This window comes from Sphaerimonospora mesophila (assembly GCF_001417795.1).
In the GTDB taxonomy this organism is placed as follows: domain Bacteria; phylum Actinomycetota; class Actinomycetes; order Streptosporangiales; family Streptosporangiaceae; genus Sphaerimonospora; species Sphaerimonospora mesophila.
Genome location: NZ_BCBX01000040.1, coordinates 19,638 through 36,731, shown reverse-complemented (window position 1 = coordinate 36,731; position 17,094 = coordinate 19,638). Strand labels below are relative to the sequence as shown.

The 17,094-nt window shown below is 71.1% G+C and carries 10 protein-coding genes; 7 read left to right on the top strand and 3 right to left on the bottom strand.

Annotated features, from left to right (window positions below):
* Positions 1-481 precede the first annotated feature (481 nt).
* Genes drmA through AP234_RS21685 form a run of 4 tightly spaced genes read left to right on the top strand, consistent with a single transcriptional unit; the run spans position 482 to position 8,946 of the window.
* Positions 482-4,555 (top strand): DISARM system helicase DrmA, encoded by a 4,074-nt coding sequence (gene drmA / locus AP234_RS21700; RefSeq protein WP_200926645.1) that lies wholly within the window; start codon positions 482-484, stop codon positions 4,553-4,555.
* Complete coding sequence (gene drmB, locus AP234_RS21695; RefSeq protein ID WP_055481540.1) at positions 4,555-6,486, top strand: DrmB family protein; 1,932 nt, start codon at positions 4,555-4,557, stop codon at positions 6,484-6,486. Before drmA ends, drmB begins: the two co-directional genes overlap by 1 nt.
* 16 nt (positions 6,487-6,502) lie before the next feature.
* Entirely contained in the window at positions 6,503-7,270 is a 768-nt protein-coding gene (gene drmC / locus AP234_RS21690; protein WP_055481539.1) for a DISARM system phospholipase D-like protein DrmC, read from the top strand.
* An 8-nt stretch (positions 7,271-7,278) separates the two neighbouring features.
* A complete protein-coding gene (locus AP234_RS21685; RefSeq protein ID WP_055481538.1) occupies positions 7,279-8,946 on the top strand; it encodes a protein kinase domain-containing protein in 1,668 nt (555 codons plus the stop codon).
* Here the strand turns inward: AP234_RS21685 and AP234_RS21680 are convergent.
* Together AP234_RS21680 and AP234_RS21675 are read right to left on the bottom strand one after the other, a co-directional pair.
* Positions 8,919-9,704: a GNAT family N-acetyltransferase gene (locus tag AP234_RS21680; protein WP_200926652.1), complete on the bottom strand. Its 786-nt coding sequence runs from the start codon at positions 9,702-9,704 to the stop codon at positions 8,919-8,921. The genes AP234_RS21685 and AP234_RS21680 overlap by 28 nt on opposite strands.
* A gap of 97 nt (positions 9,705-9,801) precedes the next feature.
* The gene (locus AP234_RS21675; protein WP_235558307.1) at positions 9,802-11,187 is read right to left on the bottom strand and encodes an acyltransferase family protein; all 1,386 of its coding nucleotides are present in this window, start codon (positions 11,185-11,187) and stop codon (positions 9,802-9,804) included.
* 160 nt (positions 11,188-11,347) lie between these two features.
* On the opposite strand from AP234_RS21675, the gene AP234_RS34345 reads away from it, so the two are divergent.
* Both AP234_RS34345 and AP234_RS21665 read left to right on the top strand, forming a co-directional pair.
* On the top strand, positions 11,348-12,412 hold the full coding sequence (locus tag AP234_RS34345) for a helix-hairpin-helix domain-containing protein (RefSeq protein ID WP_055481536.1): 1,065 nt from the start codon (positions 11,348-11,350) through the stop codon (positions 12,410-12,412).
* The gene (locus tag AP234_RS21665) at positions 12,409-14,931 is read left to right on the top strand and encodes a ComEC/Rec2 family competence protein (protein ID WP_083502315.1); all 2,523 of its coding nucleotides are present in this window, start codon (positions 12,409-12,411) and stop codon (positions 14,929-14,931) included. The genes AP234_RS34345 and AP234_RS21665 overlap by 4 nt, the downstream gene beginning before the upstream one ends.
* 234 nt (positions 14,932-15,165) lie before the next feature.
* On the opposite strand, the gene AP234_RS21660 is transcribed toward AP234_RS21665, so the two are convergent.
* The gene (locus tag AP234_RS21660; protein WP_160330480.1) at positions 15,166-15,951 is read right to left on the bottom strand and encodes a trypsin-like peptidase domain-containing protein; all 786 of its coding nucleotides are present in this window, start codon (positions 15,949-15,951) and stop codon (positions 15,166-15,168) included.
* A 169-nt stretch (positions 15,952-16,120) separates the two neighbouring features.
* On the opposite strand from AP234_RS21660, the gene holA reads away from it, so the two are divergent.
* Complete coding sequence (gene holA, locus AP234_RS21655) at positions 16,121-17,086, top strand: DNA polymerase III subunit delta (RefSeq protein WP_055481534.1); 966 nt, start codon at positions 16,121-16,123, stop codon at positions 17,084-17,086.
* The last annotated feature ends 8 nt before the right edge of the window (positions 17,087-17,094 follow it).

Genomic DNA, 17,094 nt, shown 5'->3' with positions numbered 1-17,094 from the left:
CGCGCTGCCTCTTGCTGACGGCTCGGCTGGCGGGAATCCGGAACGTCGGCCCGAGGCCTGTGGTGCGCACATGGAGGCCGAGTCGTCGCACCTCGGTGGGCAGCGCTGGCGACCCCGATCTGTTGCGCATGGATCAGCAGCTTCAGTTCGTGTTATCGTGTACTCCATTCACGAGCATATGCGTCTGGACCCCCTCTCGGCGAGCTGTTCGTCGCCGAAACTCATGAGGATCGGCATGAGTGAGGACCGGCTTTCGGGTCCGGCACCGGAGGTCTGCCGGCGTGGATTACGCCGAGCCGCGTCCTGGTTTGGACTCGAAAGCCCCGTTGAGCAGAGCCGGATATATCACGACAAGCAAACGACTGATAGCTCTGTGAATTTGGTTATGGACAACCTCACGATGCGGCCACGCGTCGTACGCATGCTCCCCAGGAATGACTAACGTTGCGGCAAAGGCGAGGCGAGGAAGGACACCCCCCACGTGTTCGATCGGCAGGAAGAGCTGTTCAAGGCGGGAGCCGCGCAGGACGATCTGTTCGGCTCCGAGGCCGAGGCGGAGGAAGGGCAGGCCGCGCCTCCCGGGCTCTCGCCGAGTGATCCCGCCTCGGCGGCAAGGCCGTCGCATCCGCTCGATGCGCCGCAGGACTTCGAGCCGGCCACGTCCTTCGAGGTCCGGGACGAGTTCCAGGAGCTGGTCGAGCGCGACCTGCTCGGGCCGTACGACGGCGACTTCGAGGAGCTGCCGCCGCGCTCGATGGGGCCGCGTGAGCGCTACCTGGTCGGCATGCTCGGTCCCAAGCCGTCCCCGAAGCAGGTCAGGGAGGACGCCGATGAGCTGCCGGAGACCGAGATCGGCGCGGAGGGCGACGGGTTCGAGGGCGAGCTGCCCGACGTGCTCACCCCGCAGAACCTCGGCCGGCTCTGGGCGTCCTCGATGGGACTGTCGTTCGCGGTCCCGGCCGACGTCGACGCGCTTTCGGTCACCGCGTCCTGGGGGGAGTACGGCAAGGCCGAGACCGAGGTCGAGGACGCCAAGGGCAATTCCAGGACCACCCGGATCTGGTCGCGTCGACCGGTGAGTCACGACATCGAGGTCCGGCTCGACGCCGGGCCGACGCAGCGCATCCCCCTCACGATGGAGCGTGCGGACGCCCCCGGCGTCCTGCTCGCGGTGGCCGTACGGCCCCGGCCGGAGGGGCGGCGCGTCGTCGAGCTGACGCTGATCAACCAGCAGATCGAGCCGGAGACCGCCGCCGACACCGCCTGGCTGTTCCAGACGCAGCTCACCGTGACCGCCCTGCCCGACGAGTCGATGGGGGCCAAGCCCGTCTTCCTCCCGATCGACGATCCGCTGGACGGCGCCCATGGAGGCGGCGCCGATGACCGCGGCATGGGCGACCTGGAGGAGAAGCACCTGCGGCTGCTCTACCGCGACGAGCGCAGGTATGCGATCGGCCGCAACGTGGCCGTGCACGCCCGGGTGTCGCCCGGCGAGCGCCGCGCGGAGTTGCTCCGTACGACCTGGCTGCCGTTCTACGACGTGCCCGCGACTGTCGCGCCGGTGGGCGAGGGCACGGCTCTCGCCGAAGTCGAGCTGTCCATGGACGCCCTGGCGAAGGCCACCCCCGAGGTGCTGGCCGCCGGGCTGGCACCGCTGGCCGACGGGTATGCGGCGTGGCTCGACGAACAGGAGCGGAAGATCCCCGACCTGCCCGAGCCGCTGCGTGACGCCGCGGTCGTCGCCGTCCAGCGGGCCCGGCAGGCCGCCGCGCGGATTCGGGCCGGGATCGCACTGCTGTGCGGCGCGTCGCCGTACGGCGAGGCAGGGTTCGACGCCGAGCGACACGAGCAGGCGCTCGCGGCGTTCCGGTTCGCCAACCGGGCGATGGCACTGCAGCGCCGCCGCACCGCGGTGGCGAAGCTCCGCGACGAGCTCGGCCTCGGCTACGCGCAGGCCATGGCGCAGGTCAAAGCCGACGGAGCCAAGGCGGCGTCGTGGCGGCCCTTCCAGCTCGCGTTCATCCTGCTCAACCTGCCCTCGCTGACCGACCCGGCGCATCCGGAACGGGCCGCCGACCACACCGGCACCGTCGATCTGCTGTTCTTCCCGACCGGTGGCGGCAAGACCGAGGCGTATCTCGGCCTCACCGCGTACGCCTTCGCGATCCGCCGCCTGCAGAAGGTCGTCGGCTCGGAAGCCGACGCGCGCAGCGGGCTGGACGGCGTGGCGGTGCTGATGCGCTACACGCTGCGGCTGCTGACCGCCCAGCAGTTCCAGCGGGCGGCGGCGCTGGTCTGCGCGTGCGAAGTGCTGCGCCGCGAGGACCCCGGGACCTGGGGCGAGGAGCCGTTCCGCATCGGCCTGTGGGTGGGTGGCTCGGTCTCGCCGAACTGGTTCAAGGAGGCCAAGGACCAGATCGAGGAGGCCAAGGAGGCGCCCGACAGCCGCAAGGCCAACGTGCTGCAGACGCTGACCTGCCCCTGGTGTGGCGAGAAGCTGAACGCCGGCCGGAACGTCGACATCGACGAGGACCGCCGCCGCGTCCTGCTCTACTGTGGCCGCGGCATCGAGGGCCGTGGCAGCGAGGGGCGCGACATCGAGGGCGACGCCGACCAGTGCCCCTTCTCCCGTCTCGGCGAGGAACGCTTCCTGCGCCGGACGTGCGGAGAGGGCGAGGTGTACGCCCGGCGGGAGGGCCTGCCGATCCTCACCGTGGACGAGGAAATCTACCGACTCGTCCCGAGCCTGGTCATCGCGACCGTCGACAAGCTGGCGCAACTGCCCTGGCGCGGTTTTGCCGGGCATCTGTTCGGGCGGGTGAGCCGCCGCTGCCCCCGGCACGGCTACCGGCACGACGACATGGACGAGCAGATCGGCTGCGCGGGCCGGCACAACGCCAAGGGCAGACTGCCCAAGGTGGAGAGCCGGCCGGTGATCAGGCTCCGGCCGCCGGATTTGATCATCCAGGACGAGCTGCACCTCATCTCGGGTGCGCTCGGCACCACGGTCGGCCTGTTCGAGGCGGCCGTGAACGAGCTGTGCACCTGGACCATCGAGGGTGAGCCCACCGGACCGAAGATCATCGCTTCGACGGCGACGACCAAGCGGGCCGGCCAGCAGGTCCTCCGCATCTTCGGCCGCGATCTCGCGATCTTCCCGCCGCAGGTCCTCGACGTGGGCGACACGTTCTTCTCCCGCCAGGTCCGGGTCACGCCGCAGGACCCCGGGCGGCGCTACCTCGGGGTGTGCGCGCACGGCGTGCGCCTGAAGTCGGCCGAGATCCGGCTCGCCGAGATCCTGCTGCTGGCCGGGCAGACCCTGTTCGACCGGTACGGCGAGGCCGCCGACCCGTACATGACCCTCGTCGGCTACTTCAACGCCACCCGCGAGCTCGCCGGCATGCGGCGCTATCTCGACGACGACGTCACCACCAGGATCAGGACCCACGGCAGGCGCAAGAATCTGTCCGAGCGGCTGCTGAGCCGCACCGACCTGCTGAACATCGCCGAGCTCACCTCGCGGATCTCCTCGGGCGACATCAGCGAGGTGCTCAAGCGGCTCGAAATCGGGTTCGATCCGGAGCTGGACACCTCGCGCCGCACGACGGAGTGCCGGGCCGAGATCGCCGACGTCATGAGGGAGAAGGACGCGGCGAAGCGTCGGCGGGCGCACCGGCTCGCCGAACGCTACCGCATGCTGCGCAGCAGCCGTCAGCAGACCGCACGGCCGCCGGTCGACGTCGTGCTCGCCACGTCGATGCTCCAGGTCGGCGTCGACGTGTCGCGGTTCGGGCTGATGATGGTGGTCGGCCAGCCGAAGAACACCGCCGAGTACATCCAGGCGTCCTCCCGAGTCGGCCGTGACCAGGCCCGGCCGGGCCTGGTGATCACGCTGTACAACTGGTCCCGCCCGCGTGATCTGGCCCACTACGAGGACTTCGAGCACTACCACGCCACGTTCTACCGCCAGGTCGAGGCCCTGTCGGTCACGCCGTACACGGCTCGCGCCCTGGATCGAGGCACCACCGCGACGTTCGCCGCCGCCGTACGGAACGTCGAGGAGTCCTACTCGCGCAACCGCGACGCCGAGGAGGTGCCGCTCGCCGGCGAGATGGTCAAGCTGATCATTAAGAGGTTCCTCGACCGGGCGGAGGCCGCCGGCGGGCCGCGCGGCCGGCAGGCCCTGGACGAACGGCTCAAGGCCCTGATCGACCGGTGGAACGCGGAAAAGGACGGTCCGGCGCGGCTCGGTTACGAGCGGCGCAGGGGCACCGCCGAGGAGGTGGTGAAGGGCCTGCTGAAACGGGCCGGGAACGGCACGTGGGACGAACTCACCGTCGGCAACTCGATGCGGGAGACCGAGAACGAGGTGAACCTGCTGCTGCCGGGAGGCGGGAAGATCTTCCTCAGTCCTGTCGGTGAGCCGGAGTGGACCTTCCAGGCGGGCGCCGGCGACGATCCGGACGGCGACGATCCGGTGGGCGATGAGATGGGCTTGTCTGCGCTGAACGAAGCGCCCACCAAAAAAGGCGCGCTGGACGGAAGGGGCAAGTGATGGCCGATTTCTCCACCTACCGGTCCCGGGTCGGCGCCGTACGGCCCAGCCACCTGATGTTCACCTCCGGCGTCGGGTCGATCGTCGACCTGCCGAACTTCTCCGTGCTGGTGAAGGGCCTCGACGACTGGGATTATCGAGGCCTCGGCGGTGGCGGCATCGACGATGAGGCGAGGGATCCCACGCTCATCACCGAACCCCGGCTGCTCGCGGCCGTGCAGGCGCTGCTGAGCAAGACGGTCGCCGAGTTGCGGCCCGCCCCCTGGATGCCGGGTACCGACACCAACCCGAACGGCCAGGCCGCCAGGACCGGTGTGCCCGTCATGCCGTTCCCCGGATGGATGCGCTGCACCGCCTGCAATCTGCTGGCACGGATCGACTCGACGGCGTTCGGGTTCGAAAACGACAGACCGAACAAGCCGCACGAGGCCCGGTTCTTCCATGAGTGCGGAAAGGGCAACAAGAAGCGACTCGTGGTCGGCGCCCGCTTCGTCCTGGCCTGTACGGCCGGGCACCTGGACGATTTTCCGTACCTGGAGTTCGTCCATCACGGCGGGCAGTGTCCGGCCGCGGCGAAGCCGAACCTGTTCATGGAGGACCGGGGCGGCAACATCGGGGCCAACGTCCGGATCTTCTGTAAGCGCTGCGGAGCCGACCGCAACATCCGCGAGGCGATGGGTAAACGAGGCAGAGAGCGGCTGCCGTACTGCCGGGGGCGGAACCCGCACCTCGGCACGTTCACGGCCTGTGAGAACAAGCCGCACGTGCTCGTCGTCGGCGCGTCCAACCAGTGGTTCCCCCAGACCCTGTCGGCCCTGGCCGTACCGCAGGGCGGTGGCGGCGAACTCGACGCCCAGGTGGCGAAGTTCTGGGCCAACCTGGAGAACCTTCCCGGCCCGCAGATGCTTCCGTTCATGCGAACGGTTCCGCCGTTCTCGTTCGAGTTCGAGAAATGGACCGACGAGGAGGTCTGGGCGGCGATCGAACGGCACCGCGGCGAGGAGGAGGCCGCAGGCGGGGAGCAGCAGGGGCCCCAGGGTTACCCCGACCTGCTGACCCCGGAATGGGAGATCTTCTCCAGCCCGCATCTGCCCGAGCCGACCGACGACTTCACCGCCTACCGTGACGACGAGCCGGTGCCGCCCCTGCTCAAGGGCTACTTCTCGGATGTCGTGCAGGTGGAGCGGCTGCGGGAGGTGCGCGCGGTGATCGGCTTCACCCGGCTCGACGCGCCCGACCCGGAGGATCCGCAGCTCGTGCAGCGGGTGCCGCTCGCCAGGTCCCGGCCCACCTGGGTGCCGGCGAGCGAGGTGCGGGGTGAGGGCATCTTCCTCCGGCTGCCCGAGGAACTGCTCACCCGCTGGGAGGGGCAGGTGGCCGACTCGGAGGCCATGCGGCGGCACCGGGAGGCGTTCGGCCGCTTCCGGGAGTACCGCTACTCGGCCAGGACCGGTCAGCCGTTCGACGAAGAGCATCGCTACAGCGGCTGGCCCGGCCCGCGCTACTACGTCCTGCACACCCTGTCGCACCTGTTGATTCGTACGATCGCGCTCGAATGCGGCTATAACTCCGCCAGCCTGGCCGAGCGGATCTACGCCGGGGACGAGGACGACCCGCGCGGCGGCATCCTGATCTACACGGCAGTCCCCGATGCCGAGGGCACACTCGGCGGGCTGGTGTCGCTCGCCCGGCCCGAGGAACTGGTCCGGCTGACCCGCCGTGCCCTCGCCGAGGCGATGACCTGCTCCTCAGATCCGCTGTGTTCCGAGCGGCTGCCGCGCAAGCCCGAGGACTTCCTGCACGGCGCGGCCTGCCATGTGTGCCTGTTCGTCTCCGAGACCACGTGCGAGCGGGGTAACCGCTTCCTCGACCGGCGGTTCGTCGTGCCGATCGACGACCCCGCCCTGGCCGTCTATCCCGAGCTGCCGTGACCTGCCCCGGGTTGAGATGAGCGCGGTCCACCCGCGGTTCGAGGCGGCCGCGGCGCGGGCTGTCGAGCGGATCGGGCCCGCGCATCTGCGGACCCTGGCCGACCGGATCGCCGAGGGCGGGCCCGCCCTCGGCATCGTCCACGCGGTGCCGGTGCCGGACTTCCCGGAGGTCGCGCATCGGGTGCTGACCGAGCAGCGCTCGGTGCGCATGCCGAATCAGGAGGCCGCGTTCTACCTGCGCGGGGTGGCCGCGGGCTATGAGCGACACCGGGCCGGCACGACCGTGGAGTCGGTGTGGACCGGGCCGGCTACGCACGCCGTGCCCGTCCGCTCCACCGCGCAGGTGCTCGTCGACGTGGCCGGCGAGGCCGTGAACGAACTGGTCCTCATGACCTACTCGGCCATGCCGTACGAACCACTGCTCGGCGCGCTGGCGGGGGCCGTCGAGCGCGGCGTGTCGGTGATGGTGGTCGTCGAGACTCTGCACGGCGCCGGCTCGGCGTTGGGCGGAGCGGAGCCCGCGCATGCGTTCGCCACCGTCGACGGGATCGAGCTGTGGCACTGGCCGGTGGGCGAACGAGCCGAGCAGGGCGCGAAGATGCACGCGAAGCTCGCGGTGGCGGACCATCGGCTGCTGCTGGTGTCGAGTGCGAACCTGACTCAGTCGGGCGTCACCAGGAACATCGAGGCCGGCTTGCTGGTCCGCGGTGGTACGGCGCCGCGGCGGGCGGCCGAGCACGTGGCCCGGCTGCGTGCCCGCGGCGTACTGCGACGCCTGCGGTGAGGTGACGGGTGAAGGAGGGCGAGGGCGCCGTGGCGAGGAGCAGGATCATCGGCGGGCGGTACGAGCTGGACCCGAACTCCCGCAGACAGGGTGGGATGGGCGAGGTCTGGTTCGGCTACGACAAGCGGCTGGACCGGCCCGTCGCGGTCAAGTTCATCCGGGTGGACCGGCTGCCGGACGGCAGGCCCGATGAGGAGCTGACCCGGCGCTTCGTCCGCGAGTCGCGGATCACCGCGAGGCTGGAGCACCCGGGAGTTCCTGCGGTCTACGACTGCGGCACGGAGGGCGACGACCTGTACCTGGTCATGCAGCTCGTCAAGGGTCAGCCGGTGAGCGTCCTGCTCGATGAGCTCGAAGAGCTCCCGGTCGGCTGGGCTGCGGCGATCGTCGCCCAGGTGTGCTCGGTCCTTGCGGTCGCCCATGCCAACTCGCTGGTGCACCGGGATCTCAAGCCGGGAAACTTGATGATCTGTCCCGACGGGACCGTCAAGGTGCTGGATTTCGGGGTGGTCGCCACTCTGTCCCCATCGGCGACCAAGCTGACCGCGACCGGCGTCGTGATCGGCACGGCCGACTACATGGCGCCGGAGCAGGCGATGAGCGGCACCACGAGCCCGCAGAGCGACCTCTACTCCCTTGGTGTGATCATGCACGAGCTGCTCACCGGGCGGAACCAGTTCGCCGGGGAGACCCCGTTGGCCTCGATGCGCAGGCACACCGACATCGCGCCCCGGCCGCTGCGGGAGGTGCGGGCCGACGTGCCGGAAGGGCTCGAACGGCTGGTGCTGTGGCTGCTGGCGAAGAAACCCGACGAACGGCCGGCCGACGCCACCGTGGTCTACGAGCGGCTGTTGCCGTACTCCCGTGACCTGCCGCCCGTCCCGGATTTCGTGGAGTCCGGGCCTTTCCATCCCGTGCAGATGTACGCCACCGTCGTCGGCCGTGTCGGCAGGCCGAGTCCGAGGACCGAGAAGCCGGAGGAGACATCGGCGGCACGGCAGGTCGAGCGGGCGACGCCGCTGTTCGCGTCGCGGCAGTCCCGGCGACCCCGGCTTTCCGGACGGCCTCACGCTTCCGCGTCGTCCCGGCCGATCCGGCATGGTGACGTCTCTCTCACTCGCCAGGACGTCAGCGTGCTCAAGGCCGAATCCCGCTTCAAACAGGCGGCGGAGGTGCTGGCGGAGGAGGTGGAGGCGGCCGTGCGCGCGTACGGCCAGGACCACAGTGATGTGCTCGACCTCCGGATCGAGCTGGCCGACGTCCTGTTCCTCGGCGGTGACTACCGTGGCGCGGCGCCGCAGTTCCGGCGTCTGGCGGCCGATCTTGCCGGTTCGCGGGGCGAGGACGACGATCTCGTGCTGCGGTTCCGCGTCATGGAGGCCAACTGCCACGCCGCGCTGGGCGACACGGCCTGCGCGCTCGACCAGCTCGGCCGGCTGCTCGCGGACGAGGAGCGGTTCGGCGTCGACGAAGACCGCATCCTGGAGCTGCGCCATCGCATCGGCCTGCTGGAGCTCGGCTCGGGCGACCGCACGCGCGCGACCAGGACCCTGCGCGCCCTGCTTCCCGACCTGGAACGGCGGTACGGCCCCCGGCACCCCAACGTCATCAAGGTGCGCGAGATCCTCGATGGTCTCGGCGACCGGTCTCAGCTTCGCGGCGGTGACCACACGTAGGGGGTCGTGGTGCTCACAGCGTGGAAGCCCAGGCGGCGCAGGATGGGGGCGCTGTCGTCGGAGGCGTCCACCTGCAGGAACTTGACTCCGCGGGCGACGGCGAGCGCGGCGCGGGCGGCGACCAGTGCGCGGTAGACGCCCCGGCCTCGCCACTTCGGCAAGGTCGAGCCACCCCAGAGTCCGGCGAACTCGGTGCCGGGATGGAAGTCCACCCATGCCGCGGAGACGACCTCGCCGTCCGCCTCGGCGGCCATGACGACGATCTCGTCGGGGGTGGCGCCGATTCGTGCGATCAGTTCGTCGGCCAGCCGGCTCCAGTCCTCGTCCCAGACGGCCGATTCCATGGCCGCGATGCGGCGGATGTCGGCATCCGTGCTGACCTGGCGCAGGACGACGCCGTCCGGCGGCGTCGGCTCGGCGGCCAGCTCAGCGGCGAGACCGATGAGGAGGGTTTCCCGATCTTCCGGGACGAAGCCCGCGGCGCGCAGCCGGTCGGTGAGATCGAGCGGCAGGTCGTGGCCATAGGTCTTCCATTCAACCGCCTTTCCCCGCGCGGCGAAGAAGTCGCGCTGCCGGGCGATCAGCCGGTCGAGCTCGGTGCCTCGTACGCCGATGTCGCGCGGAGTGCCGATGAAGCCGCGGGATAGGTAGTCGACGCGCAGCACCGGCCCGTCGTACTCGTACGTCACCCCGTCCGGGGGATCTGCAGGGGCTCTCATCCGCATCTGCTCGTCGAAGGCCGCGAGCAGGCCGTCCATGTCGGTCACACCAAGAACGGTACGACCCCCGGCAACCGGTTTTCCGAGCCCGGTGGATGCCTGACATTCGGGGCCGAGTCCCGCCGTCCCCTTCCGGTCAGGCCAGGTGGGATGGCGGACTCGCGCGAGGGGTGGGGCCCGCTTCGCCTTCCGCGGCGGGAGGCGTCGAGCGCAGCAGTCGCAGGACCGCCGCGCAGACGAGGTAGATGATCAGTACGGCCGCCGGCATTCCGGACACGGTCGGGGCGGTGCTCGGCCACAGGCTGTTGGAGAGCAGGGCGCAGGCGACTCCTGCGAAACCCGCCATGGCCAGCCACAGCCGGAGAACCCGACGGGACGCCATGCGGGCCAGGCCGACCGGTGTCGGGAGCAGGAGCCTTCGGGGCCGTCGGAGGCCGCGCACCTCGATCGGGCCGAAGATCGCGACCAGCAGGGTGAGGACGACGCCGAACATGAGCAGCAGCGGGGTCCGCCAGGCCAGCCACGCGGCCGATCCGGCCTCCGGCGTCGGAAGCACGCCCGCCACGTGCAGCGCGGCGACGAGCAGGATCGCGGCGGAGATGTGCCAGAGGAAGATCGTCATGATCACCGAGTTGACGGCGACCACGGCCGTCCACCGGCGGGTGCGCCGCAACCATCGCTCGGCCCGATCCCGCAGCAGCAACGCCACCCCGAACTGGGTGGTGGCGACCGCCAGCAGAGCCAGGCTCGGTGGGGACATGTTGTGCAGCCGCTCGCCGGGCACGTCGATCATGCTGATCGGGTAGGGGCCGGCGAGGGTGAGCAGGAGCAGCGCGCCGATCCCGGCGAGCAGCAGCGGCACGGCGACACGGGGGCGGGCCGGCAGCAGCCCGTCCCGCCAGGCGAACCCCATCTGGTGAACGGCCAGCCAGCCGAACAGGAAGTTGCCGTTACCCCAGAGGCCATGGCCGAGGAGGCGGGCCACGTCACCGGCGGCGACGAGCCCCACCAGCACCAGCGGGACGGTGAGTCCGTACCGGCGGTGGAGGGCGTACATGGGCGGGGTCAGCGCGACCACGATCAGGTAGACCACGAGGAACCACAGCGGGATCGAGGCGAGCCAGACCACCGTGCGTACCCGGGCGGGGTCGGCGTCGAACAGGCCGGCCGCCAACGCTCCGCCTCCCATCACCAGCACCAGGGCCGTGGTCGGCGGGATCAGCCGTCCGCCCCGCTTGATCAGCCACTCGGTGGCGTTCCCTCCGCGACGTCGCTCCGCGGCCAGGGAGACGGCGTTCGCGTACCCGCCGACGAAGAAGAACACGGGCATCACCTGGACCACCCAGGTGAGCGGCTGCGCCCACGGCAGGTCCGGCAGCGCCGACCGGCCGAACAGCTCGCCGTGCTCGTCGTAGCCGACCACCGTCGCCAGCCAGTGCCCGAGGACCACCGCGACGATCGACACCGCTCGCAGCAGGTCGATGAACCGCTCCCGCGACGGCGGCGTCTGCTCCGCGAGCAACCTGACTCCTCGCGACGCGGCGCCCATGTCCTGTCTGTTCCCCCAACGGGCGCGCGAAAAGGCATCCTGTCCGCAGGGATGGGCCCCGGAAGGGCCACGTTGTCCACAGAACGGCGTTCTGCCTCCTTGGGCGGGCCGGCGGCGACCTAATGTCCTGCGCGTGCGAAGCAGAGAACGGCGGGACCGGCGGGCCGTCGAGAGCCGCGCGGCCGAGACACGGCTGCGCTGCCTGATTCACCGGGTGGCGGCCGAGCCGCCCGCCGCCCGCATCCGCTCGTCGCCCATGAAGCCGGTGGCGACGCTCACACCGCCACCGTCGTTCGGCTCGCCGGGTCCGGTCGAAAGGGCCGATCCGTACGGGGAGCCCGAGCCGTTCGGCGGGTCCGAGGCGTGGCGTGAGCCTGAGCCTGGGCCGTTCCGTGAGTTCGGGTCCGGAGAGCCTCGGCGGCTCGGCGGGTCCGAATCGCCGGTCACAGAGGAGCTGATCGACACGCCGTCCTCACGGAGAAACCGCATCGTCGAAATCTTGAGATCTCGTAGCGGAAGGTTCGGTGACGAGGTGCCGATGCTGGATCCGGGTGGGCCGGGACTGCGGATCCTGGTGCTTTTCGGGGTGCTCGCGGCGGCGATCGCCGGATTCGTGGTGTGGCGGACCCGGCCGGTGGCCGAACCCGTCACCGCGCCCGTGCCCATGAGCGCGGCCATGGCGAGCGCGGGGCCGGAGAGCGCGGCATCGGGCGGTGTGAGATCGGACAGCGTGCGATCGGGCAGTGTGAGAACGGCCGCTTCGCCGACGCCCACGGCGAGCGTGATCGTCTATGTGACCGGCAAGGTCCGCAGACCGGGCGTGCTCGCGCTGCCGACCGGTTCGAGGGTGGTCGACGCCGTCGAGGCCGCCGGGGGAGTGAAGAAGGGGGCTGACCCGGGCGGGGTCAACCTCGCACGCCGGCTGGTGGACGGCGAGCACATCATCGTGGGGGCGGACGCGCCGGCCGGGGGTGGGGCCCAGCCGTCCTCACAACCGGACGGCGGCGGCGTGGTGAACCTCAACACGGCCACCGTCGAGCAGCTCAACACGCTTCCGGGCGTGGGCGAGGTGCTGGCCCGGCGCATCATCGATTTCCGCGACGCCCATGGCGGGTTCGGCAGCGTCGAGCAACTACGTCAGGTCTCCGGGATCGGGGAGAAGAAGTTCGCGGAGCTGCGCGACAAGGTCACCGTATGACCGGGCTCGGGCAGGTACGGCCGACGCGCGTGGCCGGGGCCTCCGGCGATGTCCCCGATGACGATCGCCGGGCCGACGCCGGCGCGGACGGGACCGATGTTCAGGACGGCTCCGGCGGCGGCCCGGTCCGTAGGTTGTCGGTGGTGCTGGTCGCCCCCGCCGCGGCCGCCTGGCTGACCGCTCTCGTGCTCCTGGGCCACGCGGTGGCCGTAGGGGCGGGTGTGGCGATCGCCTCGGCTCTCGCGGCACCGGCGGCGTGGGCGATCTGCCGGAGATGGGCCCGCTCGGGTGTGGGACGGTTCGCCACCGGTACGGCACTCGCCAGGGTGACCGCAGGAGTGCTGGTCTGCGTGGCGGCCACGGCGGCGGTGGTCGCGTTCAAGGTGCATTCCGTACGAACCGGGCCGGTGCCCGACCTGGCGGCGCGCGGGGTCACCGTCATGGCGGAGGCCGTCATCGCCGACGACCCGCGGATCCGGCAGCGTCGTGGGGGCGTGACCCGGAGAGTCAGCGTGGTCGTCGAGGCGCGGCTGGTCCTGGTCGACGCCCCGCAGGCGCGGTTCCGGGTGGACGTGCCGGTCGTCCTGTTCGGTTCCGGCGCGGGATGGACCGACCTGCTGCCGAGTCAGCGGATCCGGGTGCGGGGACGCCTGGCGCCGGCCGATGCCGGTGAGCTGACCTCCGCGGTGATGCTCGTACGCGGCCCGCCGCAACCGCCTGAATCGCCAGAGGCGGGGCCGTCCGTCCTTCAGCGGGTCGCGGGGGCGCTGCGCGCGGGATTGCGGGAGGCGAGCGACGTGCTGCCACCCGACCAGCGTGGTCTGCTGCCCGGACTGGTCGTGGGCGATGTGTCCCGGATGGACGACCAGGTCGAACGCGACCTCAAGGCGGCCGGGCTGAGCCACCTTACGGCGGTCTCGGGTTCCAATTTGGCGATCATCGCCGGTGCCGCGCTTCTGGTCGCCAGAGGGGCCGGACTTCCACTCCCTGTGCGGGCGGCTGTCGCGATCGCCGTGATGATCGGTTTCGCGGTGGTGGCGCGGCCGTCACCGAGCGTGCTCAGGGCCCTCGTCATGGGGTCGGTCGCCGCCGTCGCCCTCGGCACGGGCCGTTCCCGGGACGGCGTGGCCGCCCTGTCCGCGACCGTTCTCGGGCTGATCCTGTTCAATCCCGGGCTTGCCAGAGAGTACGGCTTCGCCCTGTCGGCGTTCGCGACCGGCGGCATCCTGGTGTTCGCACCACGCTGGCGTGACCGGCTGGCCCGCCGGATGCCCATGCTCCTCGCCGAGGCGCTGGCCGTGCCGACGGCGGCCCAGGCAGCGGTGACGCCGGTGCTGGTGCTGATGTCCGGCACCCTCGATCTGGTCGCGATCCCGGCCAACCTGCTGGCGGAACCGGCCGTGGCGCCGGCCACCGTGCTGGGCTTCGCCGCCGCGGTCGTGGCTCCGATCGGCATGCCGCTGGCGCAGCTCCTGGTCCGCCCGGCCGGACTCGCGGTCGGCTGGATCATCGCCGTCGCGGAGCGGGCGGCGGCCCTGCCGTTCGCGTCGGCCGCGTGGCCGGGTGGCCTGCCCGGGGTCGCCCTGCTGGCGGTCGCGGGGGTTCTGGGATGGTTGGTGCTGCGGCGGCGGACGGGCAGGCGCCTCGCCGTCGCGCTGGTGATCGGCGCCTTGGTCACCGTCCTCGTGGTCCGGCGGATCGCCGCGCCGTGGCCCCCGCCGGGATGGCTGCTGGTGGCCTGCGATGTCGGGCAGGGCGACGCCCTTGCCATGTCGGCCGGGCCCGGCGAGGCGGTCGTGGTCGACACCGGCCCGGAGCCGGCCCTGGCGGATCGCTGCCTGCGCGACCTCGGGGTACGGAAGGTCCCCCTGATGGTGCTCACCCATCCGCACCTCGATCATGTCGGCGGCCTCACCGGCGTCCTGCGCGGCCGGGCCGTCGGGGCCGCCGTGGTCAGCCCCGGACGGGTCCCCGAGGGCGAGGCCGCCCGCGTTTCCCGGGACCTCCGGGTGAGGAGGATCCCCGAGTGGGTGATGTCCACCGGCACCCGGTGGCGGTTCGCCGGCCCGGCGGGCACGCTCGAGCTCACCGTGCTCGCTCCCCTCGACGGAGAGGCGCGGCAGGGAGCGGGGGAGGGGGCCATCGCGAACAACGCCAGCGTCGTACTCCTGGCGCGCTGGTCCGGAGCGGAGGGAGACGTCATCGGGTCGGCGCTGCTCGCCGGCGACCTGGAGACCGAGGCCCAGGACGCCCTGCTACGGCAGGGTGTGCCACGGGTGGACATCCTGAAGATCCCACACCACGGATCGTCCAGACAGGACCCGGCCTTCCTCGCCGGCACCGGGGCTCGGGCCGCCCTGATCAGCGTGGGCACGGCGAACGACTACGGTCACCCCGCGCCGCTGACCATGCGCCGCCTGGCCTGGCTGGGCATGCGGACCTACCGCACCGACGTCTCCGGTGACCTCGCTGTCGTCGAGAGCGGCGGCCGCCTCGCCGTCGTCCCCCGCCGCCGATGAGGACTGCCTTCCGTCCTCGCTCACCTGGCACGGCGAGCATGAAAAGGCTTCCCCACCGTCACCCCGACCCCTGCGCCTGATCACGATCAGCACCGAGCTCCGCGCCTTGAGCAGCGCTCCGATGAACTCGGCGCCCGGGAACAGCGCCGGGAACTCCGCCACGAGGGCGCCTCGACCGGCCGGTGCACGGAGCCGGTGATGATCAGGAGAAACGGGATGCAGGACAGGCGACGGTCAGGCGCACCCTTCGGTGGAGACCGGGACGGTCGCGTGCCGCCCCCTCTTCGCGGCCGCCGAAAGCTGCCGGGCGGTCAATGCGTACCCCTTGTCCTCCTGATCCACGTCAGCGGCGAAGACCATGCCGAGAACCCCTCCGTCCCGGGAGATAAGGGGAGCCCCCGACATGCTCCGCCGGACATGTGGCCCCTGGAAGGGGTAACTGTCGAACTCAGTGGGCTGATCACCGTATATTCCGCGAAACTCGGTGAGCCGGTGCCCGCCCACGGAGGCGGGCTGGGCCGACGGGGTCGCGCCGCCTTCCTCGTAGCCGATCACCAGTGCCGACGCCTCCCGCTTCGCCCGCAGAGGCAGGGGAGGCGAAGGGAGTCCCTTTGCCCATAGCACCGCGATGTCCGTCCGCGAGTCGAAGAGCACCACTTCGGCGTCGAAACCGCGCCCATCGGCGAGCGAAACCTTCACCGGCCGATCCGCTCCGGCCAGGGTGTGCGCCGTCAGCATCACCCGCTCCCGGGCGTACACGAACCCGGTTCCCGCGACGTCCCGGTCACAGCCGCGAGCTGTCCCGGTGACGCGAACGATGCTGCGAACGGCCTCTCCGGTGTACGGCCGGGCACCCTCCCCGGAAGATGTGGGGCGCTGTCCGGAATCCGCCACGCTCTTCTGCGAAACAGGCTGTTGCCGGGGCGCGGCGCATCCCGTGGTGAGAGCGACGCACATCACGGCGCACAGTGCCCGCCAGAACTCCGGCACCTGAGCGTGATCTCCATCGAGACCAGCCACGACCTTCCTCCCGGGCCACAACCCATATCCGCTTGGATGATCATAGACCGACGGCTGTGACCCCCGCTGGGTGACGACGGGGCGACGCGATCCAGAGCAGGCGTACGGCATTCTTGGCTTCGATCACGTGGGATGTGCCATGAGCCGGACGGCGTGACATGCTGCGTGCATGGCCAAACCAGCACCCGTGACCCTGGTCGTCGGCGACGAGGAGTTCCTGTCGGACCGGGCCGTCGCGTCCGTCGTCACGGCGGTGCGCGCCGCGGACCCGGAGGCGGAGGTCCACGATCTCGTCGGCGGCAAGGTGGAGCCGGGGGAGCTGACCACGCTCACGTCCCCCTCGCTCTTCGGCGACGGGTCGATCGTCGTGATCAGGGCTGCGCAGGACCTGCAGAAGGACGTCATCGCCGAGATCGTCAAATATGCCGCGCATCCCGCCGATGACACCGTGCTCGTGCTGGCCCATCCCGGTGGAGTGAAGGGAAAGGCGCTGGTCGAAGGGGTGAAGAAGGCCGGCGCCGAGGTGATTACGGTGGCCAAGCCGGCCAAGGCGGGGGAGCGGCTCGACTTCATCAGGGCGGAGGTCCGCCGTGCCGGCCGGACGATTTCACCGCCCGCCGCCCAGGCACTGCTCGACGCGGTGGGCAGCGACCTGCGCGAGCTGGCCGCCGCCTGCGACCAGCTGGCCTTCGACACCCCGGGCAAGAGCATCGACGAGGCCGCCGTGGCCCGCTATTACCGGGGACGGGCCGAGGTCAGCGGCTTCACCATCGCCGACCTGGCGATCGAGGGACGGCTCGGCGAGGCGCTGGAGCAGCTTCGCTGGGCCCTCGCCACGGGCGTCGCGCCCGTACTGATCGTCAGTGCGCTGGCCGGGGGGCTGCGCTCACTGGCCAAGGTGCGCGACGCCCCGCGTAACCTGCGCGGCGGTCAGCTCGCCTCCCATGTCGGCATGCCGCCATGGAAGATCGACCGGGTCAGGCGTCAGCTCGGCGGCTGGGGCCCGGAGGGCATCTCGGCCGCCATGCAGGCGGTCGCCTCCGCCGACGAGCAGGTCAAGGGTGGCGGCGCCGACCCGGCGTACGCACTGGAGCGGGCCGTCCACCTCATCGTGGCCGGCCGTACCGGCCGCTGAGCCGCCGT

Bases quoted from the DNA above. Each gene is read 5' to 3' on its own strand.
- drmB (WP_055481540.1), top strand. From the start codon at position 4,555: ATGGCCGATTTCTCCACCTACCGGTCCCGGGTCGGCGCCGTACGGCCC.
- drmC (WP_055481539.1), top strand. From the start codon at position 6,503: ATGAGCGCGGTCCACCCGCGGTTCGAGGCGGCCGCGGCGCGGGCTGTC.
- AP234_RS21680 (WP_200926652.1), bottom strand. From the start codon at position 9,704: ATGGACGGCCTGCTCGCGGCCTTCGACGAGCAGATGCGGATGAGAGCC.
- AP234_RS21665 (WP_083502315.1), top strand. From the start codon at position 12,409: ATGACCGGGCTCGGGCAGGTACGGCCGACGCGCGTGGCCGGGGCCTCC.
- holA (WP_055481534.1), top strand. From the start codon at position 16,121: ATGGCCAAACCAGCACCCGTGACCCTGGTCGTCGGCGACGAGGAGTTC.